The organism is Streptomyces sp. NPDC027185 (genome assembly GCF_055567035.1).
On sequence record NZ_JBVHRF010000004.1, the window covers coordinates 541,718 to 562,251 of the forward strand.

The window sequence follows — 20,534 nt, forward strand, 5'->3', positions numbered from 1 at the left end:
GCCGGAGGTCCGGGACAGGTGTTCCGGTGTTCCACCGCCTGGACGGTGCGCCGTCCCCGGGCGGGTCGCACCTCGGCCATGATCGGGAACGGAGGCTGGCCCTCCCACGGTTCGGCATGGACCTATATCGTTCCGCATTGTCGAACCGCGCATCTTGGAGGTTGTCCGATGGCACGCACCATCCAGTCGCTGGAGCGAGCCGCCGCGGTGCTGCGGCTGCTCGCGGGCGGGGAACGGCGGCTGGGACTGTCCGACATCTCCTCGGCGATCGGCCTGGCCAAGGGCACCACCCACGGCATCCTGCGCACCCTCCAGCAGGAGGGCTTCGTCGAGCAGGACCCGGCGTCCGGCCGCTACCAGCTCGGCGCCGAACTGCTGCGCCTGGGCAACAGCTATCTGGACGTCCACGAGCTGCGGGCCCGCGCCCTGGTGTGGACCGACGACCTCGCGCGCTCCAGCGGCGAGAGCGTCTATCTCGGCGTCCTGCACCAGCAGGGCGTACTGATCGTGCACCACGTCTTCCGGCCGGACGACAGCCGTCAGGTGCTGGAGGTGGGCGCGATGCATCCGCTGTACAGCACGGCGCTGGGCAAGGTGCTGTGCGCGTACGACCCGGTGGCGCACAGCGAGGTCGCGGAGGTGGAGCGGGAGGCGCTCACCGCGCACACGGTGACCGGGGCGGACGCGTTCGAGACGGCGCTGGAGCTGACCCGGGCGCGGGGGTGGGCCGCGGACGTCGAGGAGACGTGGGAGGGCGTGGCGTCGGTGGCCGCGCCGGTGCACGACCGGCGGCGGATGCCGGTGGGCGCGGTGGGCATCACCGGTGCCGTGGAGCGGGTGTGCCGGGAGGGCACGGTGCGGCCGGAAATCGTCGCCGCTGTCAGGGATTGCGCACGGGCTGTGTCCAGGGACCTGGGAGCAGGCCGGTTCTGACCGTATTGCGGCTGATTGTTCACGCGACTTTTTCGCCACAGAACCCTTGACGCCACCAAACGGGTGAACAAAACTGCCGTTCGTCGGTCGGCATTGTCGAACACCACACGACAATATTCGTTATGGTGGACAGTGCCGCGGGGCCGACCACAGCCCTCTCGGAGGGCGCGGACCACCGGAGACCCGGGGTTCGCCTTCCCCTGGACGAAGGACAAAGGAGTCGCGGGTGTCCAGCTCCGACATCTTCCTCAGCGAGACCATCGGTACCGCTGTTCTGATACTGCTCGGCGGTGGCGTCTGCGCCGCCGTCACCTTCAAGCGCTCCAAGGCGTTCGACGCCGGTTGGGTCGCCATCGCCCTCGGTTGGGGCTTCGCCGTCCTCACCGGCGCGTACATCGCCGCGAAGTCCGGCGCGCACCTCAACCCCGCGGTCACCATCGGTATCGCGATCAAGGGCGGCATCGAGTGGAGCCAGGTGCCGGTGTACTTCGCCGGTGAGCTGCTCGGCGCCATGATCGGCGCGGTGCTGGTCTGGCTGTCGTACCACGGGCAGTTCCGGGCGCATCTGACCGACCCGGAGGTGCTGGCCGCGCACAACGGCCAGGAGGGCATGGTGGACAAGGCGGCCGCCCCGAAGGCGGGCCCGGTCCTCGGCATCTTCTCCACCGGTCCGGAGATCCGGAACGCAGTTCAGAACCTCATGACCGAGATCATCGCCACCATCGTGCTCGTGCTGGCGATCCTCAACCTCGGCCTGAGCGACGACGGCAAGGGCGTCGGCCCGATCGGCTCCCTGCTGGTGGCGTTCGTCGTCGTCGGTATCGGTCTGTCGCTCGGTGGTCCGACCGGCTACGCGATCAACCCGGTCCGCGACCTCGGTCCGCGTATCGTGCACGCGCTGCTGCCGCTGCCGAACAAGGGCGGCTCCGACTGGGGCTACGCGTGGATCCCGGTCGTCGGCCCGCTGATTGGCGGAGCCATCGCCGGTGGCATCTATCAGGTGGCGTTCGCCTGAGCCGCGTCCCCGTAACGCCCCCGCCCGCACAGAATCACTGGAGCACACCATGAGCGACACCCCCTCCACCTCCTCCCACGGTCACGGTCCGTTCATCGCGGCCATCGACCAGGGCACGACCTCCAGCCGCTGCATCGTGTTCGACAAGGACGGCCGCATCGTGTCGGTCGACCAGAAGGAGCACGAACAGATCTTCCCCAAGCCCGGCTGGGTCGAACACGATGCCGCCGAGATCTGGGCCAACGTCCAGCAGGTCGTGGCCGGCGCCGTCGCCAAGGCCGGCGTCACCGCCGCCGATGTCAAGGCGATCGGTATCACCAACCAGCGTGAGACCACCCTGCTGTGGGACAAGCACACCGGTGAGCCGGTCCACAACGCCATCGTCTGGCAGGACACCCGGACCGACGCGCTCTGCAAGGAGCTGGGCCGCAACGTCGGCCAGGACCGCTTCCGTCGCGAGACCGGCCTGCCGCTGGCCTCGTACTTCGCGGGACCGAAGATCCGCTGGCTGCTGGACAACGTCGAGGGGCTGCGCGAGCGCGCCGAGCGCGGCGACATCCTCTTCGGCACCATGGACTCGTGGGTCATCTGGAACCTCACCGGCGGCGTGAACGGCGGTGTGCACGTCACGGACGTCACCAACGCCTCGCGCACCCTGCTGATGAACCTCCACACGCTGGAGTGGGACGACAAGATCCTCCAGTCGATCGGCATCCCCGCCGCCGTCCTCCCGGAGATCAAGTCCTCCGCCGAGGTCTACGGCACCACCGCGGACGGCATCCTGGCGGGCGTGCCCGTCGCCTCCGCCCTCGGTGACCAGCAGGCCGCGCTGTTCGGCCAGACCTGCTTCTCGCAGGGCGAGGCCAAGTCCACGTACGGCACCGGCACCTTCATGCTGATGAACACCGGCAACCAGCCGGTGAACTCGTACAACGGTCTGCTGACCACCGTCGGCTACCGCATCGGCGACCAGGACGCGGTCTACGCGCTGGAAGGCTCCATCGCGGTCACCGGTTCGCTGGTGCAGTGGATGCGCGACCAGATGGGCCTGATCAACTCCGCCGCGGAGATCGAGACGCTGGCCTCCACCGTCGAGGACAACGGCGGCGCGTACTTCGTCCCGGCCTTCTCCGGCCTGTTCGCCCCCTACTGGCGCTCCGACGCGCGCGGTGTGATCGCGGGTCTGACCCGTTACGTCACCAAGGCGCACATCGCCCGCGCCGTTCTTGAGGCCACCGCCTGGCAGACCCGCGAGATCACCGACGCCATGACGAAGGACTCCGGCGTCGAGCTGACCGCGCTCAAGGTCGACGGCGGTATGACCTCCAACAACCTGCTGATGCAGACCATCTCGGACTTCCTGGACGCACCCGTGGTGCGCCCGATGGTGGCCGAGACGACCTGCCTCGGCGCTGCCTACGCGGCCGGTCTGGCCGTCGGCTTCTGGTCCAGCACCGACGAGCTGCGCGCCAACTGGCGCCGGGCCGCCGAATGGACCCCCCGGATGGATGCGGCCACCCGTGACCGCGAGTACAAGAGCTGGCTCAAGGCAGTGGAACGCTCCATGGGCTGGCTCGACGACGACACTGTCGAGGAGTAATCAAATGAGCACCCTGCAGAGCGTCCCGGCACTAGGGACGCACCCGGCCGACGGTTCGACCCCGAGCCGCGCCGAGACCCGGGAACAGCTGTCCAAGGCGACGTACGACCTCCTGGTGATCGGTGGCGGCATCCTGGGCATCTCCACTGCCTGGCACGCCGCGCAGGCCGGACTGCGGGTGGCCCTGGTGGACGCCGGCGACTTCGCCGGCGCCACCTCCTCCGCCTCCTCCAAGCTGCTGCACGGCGGTCTGCGCTACCTGCAGACCGGTGCGGTGAAGCTGGTGGCGGAGAACCACTTCGAGCGGCGTGCGGTCTCCCGTGAGGTGGCGCCGCACCTCGCCAACCCCCTCACCTTCTACCTGCCCGTCTACAAGGGCGGCCCGCACGGCGCGGCCAAGCTCGGCGCCGGCGTCTTCGCCTACTCCGCGCTCTCCGCGTTCGGGGACGGCGTCGGCCACGTCATATCGCCGGCCAAGGCCCAGCGCGACGTGCCGGAGCTGCGGACCGACAACCTCAAGGCCGTCGCGGTCTACGGCGACGACCAGATGAACGACGCCCGGATGGCGCTGATGACCGTCCGCGCCGCCGTCGCGGCAGGCGCCACGGTCCTCAACCACTCCGAGGTCACCGGGCTGCGCTTCACCCAGGGCCGGGTCACCGGTGCCGAACTGAAGGACCGCACCGACGGCGAGGAGTTCGGCGTCAACGCCCGCCTGGTCCTCAACGCGACCGGCCCGTGGGTGGACCACCTGCGCAAGATGGAGGACCCCAACGCGGCCCCCTCCATCCGCCTCTCCAAGGGCGCGCACCTGGTCCTCAAGCGCACCTCCCCCTGGAAGGCGGCGCTGGCCACCCCGATCGACAAGTACCGCATCACCTTCGCCCTCCCCTGGGAGGACATGCTGCTGCTCGGTACCACCGACGAGGAGTACGAGGGCGACCCGGCGGACGTCGCGGTCACCGAGAAGGACACCGCGCAGATCCTGGACGAGGCGGCCTTCTCCGTCCGTGACCAGCAGCTCTCCCGTGACCTGATCACCTACTCGTTCGCCGGTCTGCGGGTGCTGCCCGGCGGCCCCGGCGACACCTCCAAGGCCAAGCGCGAGACGGTCGTGACCGAGGGCAGCGGCGGCATGCTGTCCGTCGCGGGCGGCAAGTGGACGACCTTCCGCCACATCGGCCGTACGGTCATGAACAAGCTCGCCGCGCTCCCCGGCCACCCGCTGGCCGGCGACATGGAGCCGATCGCGCGCCTGCCGAAGAAGCTCCCGCTGCCCGGTATCGCCAACCCGAACGCGGTGGCGCACCGCCTGCTGGTCGACGGCACCGCCGACGGCCCGCAGATGGCGCCGGAGACCGCGCGGCACCTCGCCACGCACTACGGCTCGCTCTCGTTCGACATCGCGCGCCTGGCCAACGAGAACCCGGAGCTCGCCGAGCGCATCGACCCGGACGCGCCGGAGATCTGGGCGCAGGTCGCCTACGCCCGTGACCACGAGTGGGCCGAGACCGTGGACGACGTGCTGCGCCGCCGGACCACGCTGACCATCCGCGGTCTGGACACGGAGGACGTCCGCGCCAAGGTGAAGGGCATGCTCGACAGCTGAGCCGAGGGCGTACGCCGGGTGCGTACGGCCTTTCGGAGGGGCGGTTCCCGTACGGGAGCCGCCCCTTCGGCGTGGGCGGGCGCGGGGGCGTACGGCCGTCCGTTACCACCGGGCTGGGGACGGTTCGGCTGGCCGGTACATAATGGCCCCAGACATCGGATGTCTGGGAGGGCGTCCGGCGGATCGGAACGGGGGAGGCCGGTCGTGGCGGTCACTGACGAGGCCATCGAGAAGATCAAGGCGATGATCGTCTCCGGGGCGTTGCGGCCGGGCGACCGGCTGCCCAAGGAGAGCGAACTCGCCGCCGAGCTGGGCCTGTCGCGCAATTCGCTGCGCGAGGCGGTGCGGGCACTGTCGCTGATCCGCATCCTCGACGTACGGCAGGGCGACGGTACGTACGTGACCAGCCTCGATCCGCAACTGCTGCTGGAGGCGCTGAGCTTCGTGGTGGATTTCCACCGCGACGACACGGTGCTGGAGTTCCTCGCCGTCCGCCGGATCCTGGAGCCCGCGGCCACCGCGATGGCCGCGGGGCGGATCGCGGCGGCCGAACTCGACGCGCTGGAAGCCGGGTTGGCGGCGCTGGGGCCCGATCCTTCGGTGGAGGAGCTGGTCGCCGGGGATCTGGAGTTCCACCGGCGGATCGTCGCGGCGTCCGGGAACTCCGTGCTCTGCTCCCTGCTGGAGGGCCTGTCGGGGCCGACCACCCGGGCGCGGGTCTGGCGCGGACTGACGCAGAAGGACGCGGTGGCCCGCACGCTCACCGAGCACCGCGCGATCCTCACCGCCCTGCGCACCGGCGACGCGGAGGCGGCGCGGGCGTGGGCGACGGTCCACATCGCGAGCGTGGAGCAGTGGCTGCGGTCGACGCTGTGAGGGGCGCGGACCGGGGGCGGTGAAGGCGGGGCCTTCGCGGTCCGCCCGGGGCCCGGCGGCGGGCGGCATCCCCGGCCAGGGCGTACGTTTTCGCAGGTCAGGCCCTTCGCGGCGGTCTCGTCGGGGCCCGGCGGCGGGCGCTGCGGACGGCCGGTCCCCGGCCCTGTACCGCCCTCAGCCCGTCCGGGCGTCCGGTCCCCCGAGTCCGTAGACGCGGGCCGCCGTGGTGCCGAAGACGGCGGTGCGTTCGGCGGGGGTGAGGTGGACGGTGGCGGTCTCGGCGAGGGCGTGGACGGTGGCGTAGTCGGCGGCGAGGGTGCAGACCGGCCAGTCGGAGCCGAAGAGGACCCGGTGGGGGCCGAAGGTGTCGAGGACGTACCGGGCGTACGGCAGGAGGTGCTCGGGCCGCCGGTGCGTGGGGGCGGCCTCGGTGACCAGGCCGGAGAGTTTGCAGCTGACGTGCGGCAGGGCGGCGAGGGCGGTCAGGGCGGCGGCCCAGCCCGCGTCGTCGCCGCCGCCGATCGCCGGTTTGCCCGCGTGGTCCAGGACGAACGCCAGCTCGGGCACGGCGCGGGCGGCGGCGAGCGCGGCGGGCAGTTCACGCGGGGTGACCAGCAGGTCGTAGACGAGTCCGGCGGCGGCCACGGCCCGCAGCCCCCGCAGGACGTCGGGGCGGACCAGCCAGTCCGGGTCCGGTTCGTCCTGGACCTGGTGGCGCAGGCCCACCAGCGCGGGCGGGTGCCCGGCCAGCGTCGCGGGCAGCTCCGGGTCGGTGAGATCGGCCCAGCCGACGACGCCCCGCACCGGTCCCGGTCCGGCCGCGACCGCCAGCAGGTCGGCGGTCTCCGCCGGGGACGACGAGGACTGGACGAGGACGGTGGCGTCGATGCGGTGGGCGGTGAGCTGCGGGATCAGTTCGGCGAGGGTGTGGTCGCGGCGCAGCGGATCGGCCCAGGGGCCGGTCATCCAGGGCTGCGGGTGGCGGGCGAGGTCCCACAGGTGGTGGTGGGCGTCGATGCGCATCGGATCTCCGGGGTGGGGGGTGTCGTGGCGGCCTTCGGGGGGGGCGGGGCGTCCGGCCGGCTCCCCGGCGGCGCCCGGCCGGCCTCGGGGCGCGCCCGGCCGGGCGGGTCAGGGCGCGCCCGGCGGCAGCGGTACGTCGGGGTCGAGCAGTCCGCGGTCGGCGAGGGCGGGCCAGAGGGCGTCGGGGATGTCGTGGCCGAGGAGAGCGGCGTTCTCGGTGGCCTCCCGGGCGTCCGCCGCGCCGGCGACCACCCCGGCCACCGACGGGTGGGCGAACGGGAAGCGGAGCGCCGCCGCCTTGAGCGGGACGCCGAACGCCGCGCAGACCGCGGCGAGTTCGCGGGCGCGGGCCAGCAGGCGCGGCGGGGCGGGCGTGTAGTCGTACGGGGCGCCGGGCGACGGGTCGGCGAGCAGGCCGGAGTTGTAGACACCGCCGGCGATGACGGAGGTGCCGCGGCGGGCGCAGACCGGCAGCAGGTCGTCGAGGGCGGTGCGCTCCAGGAGCGTCCAGCGGCCGGCGCAGAGCACCACGTCGACGTCGAGGTCGGCGACGAGGCGGGCCAGGACGTCGCTGCGGTTCATGCCGAAGCCGATGGCGCCGACGCGTCCCTCGGCGCGGAGTTCGGCGAGGGCCGGGTAGCCGGTGGCGTACACCTCGGGCAGATGGTTCTCGACGTCGTGCAGGTAGACGATGTCGGCGGTGTCCGTGCCGAGGCGGGCCAGGGAGGCGTCGAGGGTGGCGCGGATGCCGTCGCGGGTGAAGTCCCACACCCGGGCGCGGGCGGGGGTGGCGACGAACCCCTCCCCCGCGGGCGTCTCCCCCGGTGCGAGCGGCCGCAGGCGGCGGCCGACCTTGGTGGCGAGGGTGTAGCCGGCGCGGTCGTGGCCGCGCAGCGCCCGGCCGAGACGTTCCTCGGCGAGGCCGACGCCGTAGTGGGGCGCGGTGTCGAAGTGGGTGGCGCCCGCGGCGAGGGCGGCGCGGACGGTGGCGCGGGCGTCGTCCTCGTCCACCGCGCGGTAGAGGTTGCCGAGCGGGGCGCAGCCGAGGCCGAGGGGCGGGACGGTGACGGCGGTGCGGCCGAGGCGGCGCGGGCCGCGGGGCGGTGGGGTCATGGCGTCCGGCTCCTCGTCAGTCCTGTTTCCCGCCGCCGGCGAACCGGGAGATGACCAGCGCGACGATGATGATCGCGCCGTTGAGGAACTGCGTCCACAGCGGCGGCACCCCGGCCAGCGTCATGACGTTGATGACGAGTTGGAGGGTGAGGACGCCGGTCAGCGCGCCGAAGAGGGTGCCGCGGCCGCCCTTGAGGCTGATGCCGCCGATCACCGCGGCGGCGAAGACCTGGAAGATCCAGCCGTTGCCCTGGCTCGCCGAGACCGCGCCGTAGTGGCCGGTGTAGAGGATCCCGGCGAACGCGGCGAGGAGTCCGCCGAGGGTGAGGACGGTCCAGGTGAGCCGGTCGGTACGGATACCGGCGGCGCGGGCCGCCTCCGGGTTGCCGCCGACCGCGTACAGCGCCCGGCCGTGCCGCAGATAGCCGAGGGCGGCGCCGCCGGCGGCGAAGAGGGCGAGGCAGATCCAGACGGCGGCGGGGACGCCGAGCCAGACGGCGCCGCCGAGGTAGGCGAAGGAGGGCGGGACGTCGCCGATGGAGCGGCCCTCGGCGATCCCGACCTGGAGGCCGCGGAGCGCGGTGAGCATGCCGAGGGTGGCGATGAAGCCGTTGACGTGGAGTTTGAGCATGAGGAAGCCGTTGACGGCACCGATCGCGGCGCCGACGGCGAGGCAGAGCGGCACCGCGGTCCAGGTGGGGAGGGCCCCCAGACCGGTGAAGCGGTCGCCGTGCGCGGGCATCACCAGCCAGAGCGCGACGACCGGCGCCAGCCCGATGGTCGACTCCAGCGAGAGGTCCATCCGGCCGCTGATCAGGATGAGCGCCTCGCCGAGGACGAGCAGCCCCAGTTCGGTGGACTGCTGGACGACGCCGACGAGGTTGTCGCGGGTGAGGAAGGCGGGCGAGACGACGAAGCCGATGACGCCCAGCACGAGGATCACCGGGACGAGCGAGAAGTCCCGCCAGCGGCCCGGCTCCGCCGTCCGGGCACGCCGCCCGGACGACGGGACCACCGCCGGTGCGTCGGGCGGCGCTGCGGTCTCGGTCATGGCGCGGTTCCTTCCGGTGCGTGGGGGGAGGGGTGCGCGGAGCTTCCCGGGGCGGACGGGGACGGAGCCGCGGGGTCGTCGCCACCGGGGCCGTCGGGGAGGCCGGGCGGGACCGGGGTGCCGGGCGCCGCCGGACCACCGGAGGCTGCCGGACCACCGGAGGCTGCCGGGCCACCCGGCTCCGGCGGCTCACCGGCCCCGGCCGGACCGCCGGCTGCCGGGCCACCGGCTTCCGTACCGCCAGCTTCCGCGCCCCCGGCCACGGAAGGTCCGCCACCGCCCGTGGAAGCTCCGCCGCCCGGCGAAGATCCGTCGCCCGGCTCTCCCATCCCCTCCATCGCCGCGACCAGTTCCCCGTCGTGCCAGCCGGCGGCGAACTCGGCGGTCACGCGACCGCGGAAGAGCGTCAGGACCCGGTCGCAGATCCGCAGGTCGTCCAGCTCGTCGGAGACGACCAGCGCGCAGGCGCCCGCGTCCGCGACTTTGCGTACGGCGGAGAGCAGCGCCTCCTTGGACTTGATGTCGACGCCGTTGGCGGGCCGGACGGCGACGAGCACCCGGGGGCCGCGGGCCAGGGCACGGGCGATGACGACCTTCTGCTGGTTGCCGCCGGAGAGCCCGGTCACCGGCGCCGCGGGCCCGGCCGCCTTGATGTCCAGCGCGGTGATCATCCGGCGGGCGAACTCCCGGGCCCGGGACGGCAGTACGGTGCCGGCCGGGCCCAGCCGGTCGCCGACGGTCAGGGTGACGTTCTCGGCGACGCTGCGGGTGGCGACCAGCCCCTCACGGTGGCGGTCCTCCGGTACGTAGCCGATCCCGGCGGCCAGCGCGTGCGGGACGGAGCCGGTGCGGACCGGGCGGCCGCCGACCGTGATCCGGCCGCCGCCGGGGGCCCGCAGCCCGGCCAGCGTCTCGGCGAGGGCGGTGGCCCCGCTCCCGGCGGCGCCCGCCAGCCCGACCACCTCCCCGGCCCGTACGGTCAGGCCGACGGGGGCGAAGTGGCCGTCCAGGGTGAGGCGTTCGGTACGCAGCAGCTCGGCGCCGGGCGGGCCGGAAGCGGGGCGGCGGGCGGCGGCGGGCGGCCGCTCCCCCGTCATCGCCTCGACGAGGGCGTCCCGGGAGAGCCCGGCGACGGGCGCGGTCAGGACGTGCCGGGCGTCCCGGAGCACGGTGACCGTGTCGCACAGCTCGTGGACCTCCGCCAGGTGGTGCGAGATGAAGAGGAAGGCGACGCCCCGTGCGCGCAGGGCCCGCAGTTCGGTGAAGAGCCGGTCGATACCGGCGGCGTCGAGGCGGGCGGTCGGCTCGTCGAGGACGATCAGCCGGGCGCCGTGCGTCAGGGCGCGGGCGATCTCCACGAACTGCCGCTGTGCCACGCCGAGTTCCCGGATCCGGGCGGCCGGGTCGACGTCGACGCCGTACTCCGCCAGTACCTCGCGGGCGCGGGCGCGCAGGGCACGCCAGCGCAGCCGGCCGCGCGGCAGCTGCCCCAGGTGGAGGTTTTCCGCGACGGTCAGGTCCGGGACGGTCATGGAGCGCTGGTGGACGCAGGCCACCCGGCGCTGCCAGGCGGCGGTGTCGCCGGGGCGGGGCGCCGGCCGTCCGGCGAAGGTGACGGTGCCGGTGTCCGGCCGCACCAGTCCGGTGAGGACCGACACCAGCGTGGACTTCCCGGCGCCGTTCCGTCCGACGAGGGCGTGGGCCTCGCCGGGCCGGACGGTCAGCCCGACGCCGTCGAGGGCGACGGTCGGGCCGAAGCGTTTGCCGATGTGCTCGGCGCGTACGGCGGGCGGGGCGGCGGAAGCGGGGCGTCCGCCGGGCGGCACGGGCCCGGCGGACGGCGGGGCGCCGGGGCCGCCGGAAGCGTTGCCGCCGTCCCCGGGCGGCCCGCCCCGCGCGCTCATTTCTTCTCCAGCTGATTGGCCCAGAGCGCGGGGTCGTCGGCGTTCTCCTTGGTGACGAGGGGCGCCGGGAGCTGGTCCTCCAGACCGTTGGGGATCTTCACGATGGTGGAGCCGTGGTCGGTCGGGCCGGGCCGGAACGTCTTCTTCGCCAGGGCGGCGCGCGCGTAGAAGAGGGCGTACTGCGCGTAGAGGTCGGCGGGCTGGGAGAGGGTCGCGTCGATCCGACCCGCGCGGATGGCGGTGAGTTCGTCGGGGATGCCGTCGTTGGAGATGACGGTGAGGTGGCCGGGGCTGCCCGCGGGCCGCAGGCGTTTCTCCTGTTCGAGGAGGGCCAGGACGGGCTGGAGGAAGGCGCCGCCGGCCTGGAGGTAGAGCCCGTCGAGGTCCGGGTGCTGGGCCAGCAGGCTCTGGAGTTTGGCGGAGGCGACCTCGCCCTTCCAGTCGGTGGCCAGCTCGTGCACCGTGATCTTCGGGTACTTCTTCCTCATACAGGCGGCGAACGCCTCCGAGCGGTCCCGCCCGTTGACGGAGCTGAGGTCGCCCTGGAGTTCGGCGACCCGCCCGTGCCCGCCGAGCTTGCGGCCCAGGTAGTCGCAGGACTTCTCGCCGTACGCGCGGTTGTCGGCCCGTACGACCATGTAGACGGCGCCCTTGTCGGGGCGGGTGTCGACGCTGATGACGGGGATCTTCCGGGCCGCCAGGCGGGTCAGGGCGGTGGTGAGAGCGCCGGTGTCCTGCGGGGCCATGACGATGGCCTTCGCGCCCTGGTCGGTGAGGGCCTGGACGTTGGAGACGACCTTGGCGACATCGTTCTGGGAGGTGGACAGCGGCAGCGCGGGGACCTTGTCCTCGTCGATGCCGCGTTCCAGATAGCGCTGGTAGGAGCTCCAGAAGTCGGTGTCGGTGCGCGGGACGTCGATACCGATCCGCCCGGCGGCGTCGCCGCCCCGGTTGCAGCCGGCGAGCGCGGCGACGGCCAGCAGCACGGCACAGGCCGAGGCGGTGGGGGTACGCGGTCTCATGCTGATCCTCCGTCGTGGTGGGGCGGGCCGGGCGGCGGTCAGGGGGCGGGGCGCGGGCGCAGTCCCTGCATGCCGCCGTCGACGGCGAGTTGGGTGCCGGTGACGGCGGAGGCGCCCGGGGAGGCGAGGTGGACGAGGGCGGCGGCGACCTCCTCGGCGGTGACCAGCCGGCCCATCGGCTGCCGGGCGCACAGCGCGGCCCGCTCCGCCGCCGGGTCGTCCGCCCGCTCCAGGAGCCGGCCGACCCAGGGCGTGTCGGCGGTGCCGGGGTTGACACAGTTGACCCGGATCCCGTCGGGCAGCAGATCGGCGGCCATCGCCAGCGTCAGCGAGAGGACCGCGCCCTTGCTGGCGCTGTAGAGGGCGCGCTGCGGCAGTCCGGCGGTGGCGGCGATGGAGCAGGTGTGGACGAGGGAGACCCGGCCGGGCGCGGTGGCGGCGGCGCGGCGCAGGTACGGCAGTGCGGCGCGGGCGGTGCGCACCAGCCCGAGGACGTTGACGTCCAGCACCCGCGCCCACTCGGCGTCGTCGTTGTCCTCGACGGTGCCGACGGCGCCGGTCCCGGCGTTGCCGACGACGGTGTGCAGGGCGCCGCCCACGGCGTGGACCGCCGCCCCGACGGCGGCGCGGACCTCGGTGCCGGAGGTGACGTCGGCGGTGAGACGGACCGCGCCGTCCGGGGCGCCGGACGGGTCGCGGTCCAGGACGGCGACGCGGGCGCCGCGGGCCAGCAGCAGGGCGGCGGTGGCCGCGCCGATGCCGGAGCCGCCGCCGGTGACGAGGGCGCCCTGTCCGGCGAAGTCGGCCGGTAACCGGTTCATGCGGTGACCTCCTGGGGGCCGTGGGGCCCGGGGGCGCCGAGGGCGCGCCAGACCGGGCCGTCGGGGAAGCGGTGGGCGGTGAGCGAGGCGGGTTTCATCCGGGCGGAGAAGCCGGGCGCGGCCGGGGCACGGTAGCGGCCGCGTTCGACGACGGCGGGGTCGGTGAAGTGCTCGTGGAGGTGGTCGACGTACTCGATGACCCGGTCCTCCCAGCTCCCGGACACCGCCACGTAGTCGAACATCGCCAGGTGCTGGACCAGCTCGCACAGGCCGACGCCGCCTGCGTGCGGGCAGACCGGCACCCCGTACTTGGCGGCGAGCAGGAGGATCGCGAGGTTGTCGTTGACCCCGGCGACCCGCGCCGCGTCGATCTGCACGAAGTCGACGGCGCCCGCCTGGAGCAGTTGCTTGAACACCACGCGGTTGGCGGCGTGTTCACCGGTGGCGACCTTCACCGGCTGCCCGGCGCGCACGGCGGCGTGGCCGAGGACGTCGTCGGGGCTGGTGGGCTCCTCGATCCAGTACGGCGCGTACGGCGCGAGCGCGGTCATCCAGCGGACCGCCTCGGGCACGTCCCAGCGCTGGTTGGCGTCGACGGCGATGCGTACCGCGGGTCCGACGGCGGCGCGGGCCAGCCGCATCCGGCGCAGATCGTCGCCGAGGTCCGCGCCGACCTTCAGCTTGATCTGCCGGAAGCCGTCGGCGACCGCCTCCTCGGCGAGCCGCACCAGCTTCCCGTCGTCGTAGCCGAGCCACCCCGGTGACGTGGTGTACGCGGGGTAGCCCTCGGCCCGCAGCCGGGCGGTACGGGCCGCCCGGCCGGGCTCCGCGGCGCGCAGGATGGCCAGCGCCTCGCCGGGGGTGAGGGCGTCGGTGAGGTAGCGGAAGTCGACGAGCGTGACCAGTTCCGCGGGGGTCATGGTGGCCAGGAACTCCCAGACCGGCAGCCCGGCGCGGGTCGCCGCCAGATCCCAGGCGGCGTTGATCACCGCCCCCGCCGCCATGTGCGTCACGCCCTTCTCCGGGCCGAGCCAGCGCAGCGGCGAATCGTGGGTGAGGGTGCGGTACAGCGCGCCGAGCGCGTCCGCGGTGAGCGGCGCGGGGGCGCCGACGACGTACGGCGCGAGGGCGCGGATCGCCTCGGCCACCACGTCGTTGCCGCGGCCGATGGTGAAGCAGAAGCCGTGTCCGGGCGGGCCGCCGGAGGTCCGCAGGACGACGTAGGCGGCGGAGTAGTCGGGGTCGGGGTTCATGGCGTCCGAGCCGTCGAGCTGCTGCGAGGTGGGGAAGCGGACGTCGTGGACCTCCAGCTCGGTGACGGTGTCGGTGACGGCCATGCGCACGCCCCTCGGGTCGTCGTGGCGGGAAGACACAAGTACGCGGACGAAGGAGATCGGACCTTTCCCGGTCATCCGATGTATAGCGTCGCCCGCGCGGGACCGTCCAGACCCCGTACGGAAGTGGCTCGAAGGCCCTTCCGAACACCTCGGATGAATGCGCACCCATTCGTGCACAGGGGCTGCGGCCGGGCGCCACGGACCCCGTAGGCTGGGGGGCGCACGCAAGGAAACGGGGTGCCGGCGCCGCTCAGCGGCGGACGACCGGCCGGAAGGAGGCGCTGGGTGATCGAGCTGGAGGGTGTTCCCGAGCTGATCGACCCGGTGATGGTGGCCGCGTTCGAAGGCTGGAACGACGCCGGCGACGCCGCCTCCGCCGCCGTGGCTCATCTGCACCGGGAGTGGCAGGGCAAGGTCTTCGCGGCGCTCGACGCCGAGGACTACTACGACTTCCAGGTCAACCGCCCGACCGTCTTCCTGGAGGACGGTGTCCGCAAGGTCACCTGGCCCACCACACGGCTGTCGGTCGTCCGCGTCGAGGACTCCGACGGCAAGGGCCGCCGCCGCGACCTGGTGCTGGTCCGCGGGATCGAGCCGAGCATGCGCTGGCGCTCGTTCTGCAACGAGATCCTCGGCTTCGCCCACGAGCTGGGCGTGGAGATGCTGGTGGTGCTCGGCGCGCTGCTCGGCGACACGCCGCACACCCGGCCGGTGCCGGTCAGCGGCGTCACCTCCGACACCGACCTGGCCACCCGCATGGATCTGGAGGAGTCCCGCTACGAGGGCCCCACCGGCATCGTCGGCATCCTCCAGGAGGCGTGCACCCACGCCGGGGTGCCCGCCGTCAGCCTCTGGGCCGCGGTGCCGCACTACGTCTCGCAGCCGCCCAACCCCAAGGCCAGCCTGGCGCTCCTGAACCGCCTGGAGGACCTGCTCGGCATCCGCATCCCGCAGGGCGAGCTGACCGAGGACGCCCGCGCCTGGCAGCTGGGCGTGGACCAGCTCGCGGCCGAGGACAGCGAGGTCGCCGAGTACGTCCAGACGCTGGAGGAGGCGCGGGACACCGCGGACCTGCCGGAGGCGTCCGGCGAGGCCATCGCCCGCGAATTCGAGCGCTATCTGCGCCGCCGGGACCCGCAGACCGGCTCCGGCCGCTCCTTCCCCCGCCTCCCCCGGGAGCCGCGGGACCCGAAGGACGCCGGGGCCGACCCGCCGGACGGTCCGGAGTCCGACGGACGGTGAGCGGGAGGCCGTACACGGACGGGCGGGGCAGGGCCACGGCGGCCCGGCCCCGCCCGTCGGCGTTCCCCGGCCCGGCGCACCCCTGAGCCGCCGCGGGCCCGGCGGGCCGGGGCGTACACGGGCGGGCCGGGAGACCCCCGCCATCGGGCCGCCGGGTACGGAAAGGGGCGCCCCCGCCGGTGCGGAGGCGCCCCTTCGGGGTCGGTGGGCGGCTACAGGGCGACGCCCAGCAGTGCGTCCACCGTCCGCGAGACCAGGCCCGGCGCGCCCTCGTCGCTGCCGCCGCCGGACTCCTGGGCGGCGGCCCAGCGGTCGACGGCGGCCAGCGCCGCGGGAGCGTCCAGGTCGTCGGCGAGGGCCGTACGGACCTCTTCCAGGAGCGCCTCGGCGGGCGGGCCGTCGGGGCGGGAGACGGCGGCGCGCCAGCGGGCCAGCCGCTCCACGGCCTCCGTCAGGACCGCGTCGGTCCACTCCCAGTCGCTGCGGTAGTGGTGCGACAGGAGCGCCAGCCGGATCGCGGCCGGGTCGACACCGTCGCGGCGCAGCTTCGAGACGAAGACCAGGTTGCCCTTGGACTTCGACATCTTCTCGCCGTTCAGACCCACCATCCCGGCGTGCACGTACGCCTTGGCGAACGGGTGCTCGCCGGTGAGCGCCTGGGCGTGCGAGGCACCCATCTCGTGGTGCGGGAACGCCAGGTCGGAGCCGCCGCCCTGGACGTCGAAGCCCATGCCGAGGTGTTCCAGGGCGATGGCCACGCACTCGATGTGCCAGCCGGGGCGGCCACGGCCCAGCGAGCCGCCGTCCCAACTCGGCTCGCCGTCACGGGCGGCCATCCACAGCATCGGGTCGAGCGGGTTCTTCTTGCCCTCGCGCTCCGGGTCGCCGCCGCGCTCGGCGGAGAGCAGCCGCATCGCCGCGGCGTCGAGCCCGGAGACCTCACCGAAATGGGTGTCGGACTCGACGGAGAAGTAGATGTCACCGTCCAGTTCGTAGGCGGCGCCGTTGTCGCGGAGCCGTTCGACGAGCGGGACGATGCCGGGTATCGCCTCGACGGCTCCGATGTAGTGGCGGGGCGGGAGCATCCGCAGGGCCGTCATGTCCTCGCGGAACAGCGCGGTCTCGCGCTCGGCGAGCGCCGTCCAGTCGTCCCCGGTGGCGACGGCCCGCTCCAGCAGCGGGTCGTCGACATCCGTGACGTTCTGCACGTAGTGAACCTGGCGCTTCGTGTCGAGCCACACGCGCTGCACGAGGTCGAACGCGTTGTAGGTCGCCGCGTGCCCCATGTGGGTGGCGTCGTACGGCGTGATGCCGCAGACGTAGATACGGGCGACGGGACCGGGGTCGAGGGTCACCCGTCCGCCGGTCGCAGTGGAGTGGATCCTCAGGTCGCGGCCCTGACCGGGCAGGGCGGGGACCTCAGAAGCGGGCCATGCATGCATGCCTTGAGCCTAACCGGATGCTGGTTCCGCATACGAACCGGAGGGCCGGTATTGGCCTGATAGGCGTTCTTGCGTTCGATACCGGAACGTGCTTCGCGCGCCGGTCCGCGCGCCCCGCGGCCGCCCGCGCGCCGGGCGCCGGGGCCGTGTCAGACCGGCGGCCAGGGGATCGGCGGCCAGTCGCCACCGGGCTCGGGGTGCCGGCCGGAGGCGAGCAGCGCCGCCACACGGGCGCGCAGGGCGGCGGTTTCGGCGGCGGTGAGGAGTGCGGCCAACCGGGTGGCGAGCGGGCGGCCCGCCGCCAACTCGGCGCGGAGCCCCTCCAGCACCGTGACCGCCTCGGCGGGCAGCGGCTCCCCGGCCCAGCCCCACAGCAGGGTGCGGAGTTTGTCGTCGGTGTGGAAGGTCACACCGTGGTCGATGGCGAAGAGCCGCCCGCCGGGCCCCGGGAGCAGATGACCGCCCTTGCGGTCTCCGTTGTTGAGCACCGCGTCGAGCACCGCCAGCCGCCGCAGCCGCGTGTCGTCGGCGTGGACCAGCAGCGCCGGACGCCCCTGCCCGGTCTCCGCGAACCCGACCGCCTTCCAGCCCGGTCCGGGCTCGTCGCCCTCGACCAGCGCCAGCAGCGGCGGTATCTCCTCCTCGCCCGGCACCTCGATCCACCGCTGCACCATGCCGGTCCCGTACGGCCCCTCGCGCAGCACGGTGACGGGGACCAGGCCCCAGCCCGTCGCCCGGGAGATCTCGTACGCGGCGACCTCGCGCTGGGCGAGGTTGCCGTCGGGGAAGTCCCACAGCGGCCGTTCGCCGGCGACGGGCTTGTAGACGCAGTCCGCGGTGCGGCCGTCGTGGGTGACGGTGCAGAAGAGGACCGCGTTGGAGGCTTCCTCGATCCGGCCGCGGACGGTCAGCTCCCCTTCGCTCAGGAAGGCTGCCTGAAGGTCCTCGTCGTCCGGGAGCGCCGCCGGGACGGTCTCGCGGCCGGCGTCCCGGTCCTCGCCGGCCGGACCGGCGGACGGTGCGGCGGGGCCGGGGAGCGCCGGTTCTGCGGTGGGTTCCATGGCGATCAGGCGTCCCGCCGGTAGCCGTTCTGGCGCGGGCAGACGTGGCCCTCGGGATCGAGGGGCAGGCTGCACAGCGGGCACGGCGGACGCCCGGCGTTGACCACCTCCAGGGCGCGCTTGGCGAAGGCGCGCGCCATGGTGCCGGTCATCCGCACCCGCAGCATCGGGGGGCCGTTCTCGTCGTCCTGGAGCAGCCGCTCCTCGGCCTCGGCGAGGTCCTCCTCGCTGTCGGCGTCCAGCTCGACCAGCGCCTGCGCCTCGATGATCATGCGCTCGTCCTCGCCGTCCCAGGCGAGCGCCATCGTGCCGACGCGGAACTCCTCCTCCACCGGCGTCTCCAGCGGCGCGGTGTCGGCCAGCTCCGAGGGCGCGACGGCGGGCACCGGGGCGTTGCCGCCGCTGCGCCGCACCACTTCGTCCAGCAACTCGTCGATCCGCTCGGCGAGCGCGGCGACCTGCGTCTTCTCCAGGGCGACGCTGGTGGTCCGGCCTGCCGCGGTGGCCTGGAGGAAGAAGCTCCGGCGGCCAGGCAGCCCGACCGTACCGGCCACGAAGCGGTCCGGCGCGTCGTAGAAGAACACCTGACGGGACAAGGTCCTGCTCCGATTGCTCGACTGCGGGGGCTGAGCGGTCGCTGCGGCCCCTGGGTTCCGTGCGGTCAGTGCGCTCACGGCACGGTTCGCAGAGGTGTCACGGACAGCGCCGTCGCACCACCCTACTGCGCCCGCTGATCACGGTGCTCCCGCACCACCGCCCACGGCCGCCTCTCCGCCGTCCCCGGCGCCCGCCGCGTCCGGCGCGGGCACCAGCCCGCCGAAGTCCCCGGTGTCACCGAGGCGTACGAGGAAGGGCCGCAGCCGGGTGTAGCGGATCGCGGTGACCGAACAGGGCTCGACGGAGATGCGCTGGAAGAGGTCGAGGTGGAGGCCGAGCGCCTCGGCGACCAGCGCCTTGATGATGTCGCCGTGCGAGCACATCAGATACGTCGCGTCCGGGCCGTGCGCCGTCTCGATCCGGGCGTTCCAGTCGTGCACGGCGTCCACCGCGCGCGCCTGCATGGCCCGCATCGACTCGCCCCCGGGGAAGGCGGCGGCCGACGGGTGCCGCTGGACGACCTCCATCAGCGGCTCGCCGCTCAGCTCGGCGAGCTTGCGGCCCGACCAGTCGCCGTAGTCGCACTCGTTGATGCGGTCCTCGGCGTGCAGCACCAGCTCGGGGCGGGCCTGGAGCAGCGGGCGGAGCGTCTGGCGGCAGCGCTGGAGCGGACTGGTGACGGCGGCGGCCAGCGGCACCTCCGCGAGCCGGGCGGGGAGCGCCGCGGCCTGCGCCGTACCGCGCTCGTCCAGGGCGATTCCGGCTGTCCGGCCCGCGAGGACGCCGGAGGTGTTGGCGGTGGAGCGGCCGTGCCGCACCAGGATCAGCGTGGGCATGGCGGCCACCCTACGTTCCCTGGCAGGAGTCCGGGACCGGGGCGAGAATGCCAGGTGTGATCGTGGACTGCGCCATCTACCGGGACGGGCGCCGCACGGAGCTGCCCGACGACTTCCCGACCGCGCTCCGGGAGGCCCGCCGCGAGCGCGGCCACGCCTTCCTGTGGCTGGGCGTCCATGAGCCGACGCCGGCGGAGTTCGAGCGGATCAGCGGCGAGTTCGGACTGCACCCGCTGGCCGTCGAGGACGCCCTCAAGGCGCACCAGCGGCCGAAGCTGGAGGTCTACGACGACTCGCTGTTCCTGGTGCTCAAACCGGTCGCCTACGACGACGCCGCGGCCACCGTGACCGCCACGGAGCTGATGGTCTTCGTCGGCGACGCCTTCGTGGTCACCGTCCGGCACGGCGAGACCGGCCCGCTGGCGGCCGTCCGGCGGCGTCTGGAGCACCAGCCGGACATCCTGCGGCACGGCCCGACCTCGGTCCTCTACGCGGTCAGCGACGCGGTGGTCGACCACTACATGGAGGTGGCCGGCGAACTCCAGACGGATCTGGAGGACCTGGAGGCAGAGGTCTTCTCCCCGGACCGCTCGGAGAGCCGGAACACCGCCGCCGAGATCTACGCGTTCAAACGCCAGGTGATGGAATTCCGCCGCGCCACGGGCCCGTTGACCGAGCCGATGGCCCGTCTCCAGGGGAACGGCGTGCCGTTCGTGCACGACGGCTCGCGGCCCTTCTTCCGCGACGTCAGCGACCATCTGGCGCGCGCCAACGACTCGGTGGACGCCCTGGACCGGCTGTTGTCCGACATCCTCTCCGCGCATCTGGCGCAGATGGGGGTACGGCAGAACGACGACATGCGCAAGATCTCCGCATGGGCGGCGCTGGCCGCCGTACCCACCCTGATCGCCGGGGTGTACGGCATGAACTTCCACAGCATGCCGGAGCTGGGCTGGCGCTACGGCTACGCCGGGGTGCTGCTGGCGATGGCGGTCGTCGAGTTCTCGCTGTACCGGCTGTTCAAGCGGCGCGGCTGGCTCTGAACCGGGGGG

At 73.5% G+C, this 20,534-nt stretch carries 18 protein-coding genes; 7 read left to right on the forward strand and 11 right to left on the reverse strand.

The annotated features are described in order from the left end of the window. Positions 1-168: 168 nt before the first annotated feature. The 5 genes from ACZ4M8_RS15975 (at position 169) to ACZ4M8_RS15995 (ending at position 6,033) form a co-directional block, all read left to right on the forward strand. Positions 169-933, forward strand: a complete 765-nt coding sequence (locus ACZ4M8_RS15975) for an IclR family transcriptional regulator (protein ID WP_467607474.1) — start codon at positions 169-171, stop codon at positions 931-933. A gap of 226 nt (positions 934-1,159) precedes the next feature. After that, positions 1,160-1,948: an MIP/aquaporin family protein gene (locus ACZ4M8_RS15980; RefSeq protein ID WP_467607476.1), complete on the forward strand. Its 789-nt coding sequence runs from the start codon at positions 1,160-1,162 to the stop codon at positions 1,946-1,948. Positions 1,949-1,997: 49 nt separating this feature from the next. Then, the gene (gene glpK, locus ACZ4M8_RS15985) at positions 1,998-3,548 is read left to right on the forward strand and encodes a glycerol kinase GlpK (RefSeq protein ID WP_467607479.1); all 1,551 of its coding nucleotides are present in this window, start codon (positions 1,998-2,000) and stop codon (positions 3,546-3,548) included. A 4-nt stretch (positions 3,549-3,552) separates the two neighbouring features. Then, positions 3,553-5,157, forward strand: a complete 1,605-nt coding sequence (locus ACZ4M8_RS15990) for a glycerol-3-phosphate dehydrogenase/oxidase (protein WP_467607481.1) — start codon at positions 3,553-3,555, stop codon at positions 5,155-5,157. A gap of 204 nt (positions 5,158-5,361) precedes the next feature. Then, a complete protein-coding gene (locus ACZ4M8_RS15995) occupies positions 5,362-6,033 on the forward strand; it encodes a FadR/GntR family transcriptional regulator (protein ID WP_467607484.1) in 672 nt (223 codons plus the stop codon). 174 nt (positions 6,034-6,207) lie between these two features. Here the strand turns inward: ACZ4M8_RS15995 and ACZ4M8_RS16000 are convergent, their stop codons facing one another. From ACZ4M8_RS16000 to ACZ4M8_RS16030, 7 genes are all read right to left on the reverse strand, one after another. After that, a complete protein-coding gene (locus ACZ4M8_RS16000; protein ID WP_467607487.1) occupies positions 6,208-7,056 on the reverse strand; it encodes an amidohydrolase family protein in 849 nt (282 codons plus the stop codon). A gap of 108 nt (positions 7,057-7,164) precedes the next feature. Then, positions 7,165-8,169, reverse strand: coding sequence for an aldo/keto reductase (locus ACZ4M8_RS16005; RefSeq protein ID WP_467607490.1), 1,005 nt, complete (start codon positions 8,167-8,169; stop codon positions 7,165-7,167). Between the two features lie 16 nt (positions 8,170-8,185). After that, on the reverse strand, positions 8,186-9,220 hold the full coding sequence (locus ACZ4M8_RS16010; protein WP_467607493.1) for an ABC transporter permease: 1,035 nt from the start codon (positions 9,218-9,220) through the stop codon (positions 8,186-8,188). Then, positions 9,217-11,124: a sugar ABC transporter ATP-binding protein gene (locus ACZ4M8_RS16015; RefSeq protein ID WP_467607495.1), complete on the reverse strand. Its 1,908-nt coding sequence runs from the start codon at positions 11,122-11,124 to the stop codon at positions 9,217-9,219. The genes ACZ4M8_RS16010 and ACZ4M8_RS16015 overlap by 4 nt, the downstream gene beginning before the upstream one ends. Beyond that, positions 11,121-12,146, reverse strand: a complete 1,026-nt coding sequence (locus tag ACZ4M8_RS16020; protein ID WP_467607497.1) for a sugar ABC transporter substrate-binding protein — start codon at positions 12,144-12,146, stop codon at positions 11,121-11,123. Before ACZ4M8_RS16020 ends, ACZ4M8_RS16015 begins: the two co-directional genes overlap by 4 nt. 38 nt (positions 12,147-12,184) lie before the next feature. After that, positions 12,185-12,967: an SDR family NAD(P)-dependent oxidoreductase gene (locus ACZ4M8_RS16025; protein ID WP_467607499.1), complete on the reverse strand. Its 783-nt coding sequence runs from the start codon at positions 12,965-12,967 to the stop codon at positions 12,185-12,187. Beyond that, positions 12,964-14,304, reverse strand: coding sequence for an enolase C-terminal domain-like protein (locus tag ACZ4M8_RS16030; RefSeq protein WP_467607501.1), 1,341 nt, complete (start codon positions 14,302-14,304; stop codon positions 12,964-12,966). The genes ACZ4M8_RS16025 and ACZ4M8_RS16030 overlap by 4 nt, the downstream gene beginning before the upstream one ends. A 285-nt stretch (positions 14,305-14,589) precedes the next feature. Between ACZ4M8_RS16030 and ACZ4M8_RS16035 the strand changes: the two genes are divergently transcribed. Then, on the forward strand, positions 14,590-15,546 hold the full coding sequence (locus ACZ4M8_RS16035; RefSeq protein ID WP_467607504.1) for a PAC2 family protein: 957 nt from the start codon (positions 14,590-14,592) through the stop codon (positions 15,544-15,546). Positions 15,547-15,758: 212 nt separating this feature from the next. Here the strand turns inward: ACZ4M8_RS16035 and mshC are convergent, their stop codons facing one another. From mshC to ACZ4M8_RS16055, 4 genes are all read right to left on the reverse strand, one after another. After that, entirely contained in the window at positions 15,759-16,988 is a 1,230-nt protein-coding gene (gene mshC, locus ACZ4M8_RS16040) for a cysteine--1-D-myo-inosityl 2-amino-2-deoxy-alpha-D-glucopyranoside ligase (RefSeq protein ID WP_467607507.1), read from the reverse strand. A gap of 149 nt (positions 16,989-17,137) precedes the next feature. After that, positions 17,138-18,049, reverse strand: a complete 912-nt coding sequence (locus ACZ4M8_RS16045; protein WP_467607510.1) for an SCO1664 family protein — start codon at positions 18,047-18,049, stop codon at positions 17,138-17,140. Between the two features lie 5 nt (positions 18,050-18,054). Further along, entirely contained in the window at positions 18,055-18,645 is a 591-nt protein-coding gene (locus tag ACZ4M8_RS16050) for a DUF3090 domain-containing protein (RefSeq protein ID WP_399093331.1), read from the reverse strand. Positions 18,646-18,783: 138 nt separating this feature from the next. Then, entirely contained in the window at positions 18,784-19,482 is a 699-nt protein-coding gene (locus tag ACZ4M8_RS16055) for a histidine phosphatase family protein (RefSeq protein WP_467607512.1), read from the reverse strand. Between the two features lie 47 nt (positions 19,483-19,529). On the opposite strand from ACZ4M8_RS16055, the gene corA reads away from it, so the two are divergent. Further along, on the forward strand, positions 19,530-20,525 hold the full coding sequence (corA, locus tag ACZ4M8_RS16060; RefSeq protein ID WP_467607515.1) for a magnesium/cobalt transporter CorA: 996 nt from the start codon (positions 19,530-19,532) through the stop codon (positions 20,523-20,525). The last annotated feature ends 9 nt before the right edge of the window (positions 20,526-20,534 follow it).

Coding starts and splice junctions, on each gene's coding strand:
- ACZ4M8_RS15975 (WP_467607474.1), top strand. CDS start 169: ATGGCACGCACCATCCAGTCGCTGGAGCGAGCCGCCGCGGTGCTGCGG.
- glpK (WP_467607479.1), top strand. CDS start 1,998: ATGAGCGACACCCCCTCCACCTCCTCCCACGGTCACGGTCCGTTCATC.
- ACZ4M8_RS15990 (WP_467607481.1), top strand. CDS start 3,553: ATGAGCACCCTGCAGAGCGTCCCGGCACTAGGGACGCACCCGGCCGAC.
- ACZ4M8_RS16000 (WP_467607487.1), bottom strand. CDS start 7,056: ATGCGCATCGACGCCCACCACCACCTGTGGGACCTCGCCCGCCACCCG.
- ACZ4M8_RS16005 (WP_467607490.1), bottom strand. CDS start 8,169: ATGACCCCACCGCCCCGCGGCCCGCGCCGCCTCGGCCGCACCGCCGTC.
- ACZ4M8_RS16010 (WP_467607493.1), bottom strand. CDS start 9,220: ATGACCGAGACCGCAGCGCCGCCCGACGCACCGGCGGTGGTCCCGTCG.
- ACZ4M8_RS16015 (WP_467607495.1), bottom strand. CDS start 11,124: ATGAGCGCGCGGGGCGGGCCGCCCGGGGACGGCGGCAACGCTTCCGGC.
- ACZ4M8_RS16020 (WP_467607497.1), bottom strand. CDS start 12,146: ATGAGACCGCGTACCCCCACCGCCTCGGCCTGTGCCGTGCTGCTGGCC.
- ACZ4M8_RS16025 (WP_467607499.1), bottom strand. CDS start 12,967: ATGAACCGGTTACCGGCCGACTTCGCCGGACAGGGCGCCCTCGTCACC.
- ACZ4M8_RS16030 (WP_467607501.1), bottom strand. CDS start 14,304: ATGGCCGTCACCGACACCGTCACCGAGCTGGAGGTCCACGACGTCCGC.
- mshC (WP_467607507.1), bottom strand. CDS start 16,988: ATGCATGCATGGCCCGCTTCTGAGGTCCCCGCCCTGCCCGGTCAGGGC.
- ACZ4M8_RS16045 (WP_467607510.1), bottom strand. CDS start 18,049: ATGGAACCCACCGCAGAACCGGCGCTCCCCGGCCCCGCCGCACCGTCC.
- ACZ4M8_RS16055 (WP_467607512.1), bottom strand. CDS start 19,482: ATGCCCACGCTGATCCTGGTGCGGCACGGCCGCTCCACCGCCAACACC.
- corA (WP_467607515.1), top strand. CDS start 19,530: ATGCCAGGTGTGATCGTGGACTGCGCCATCTACCGGGACGGGCGCCGC.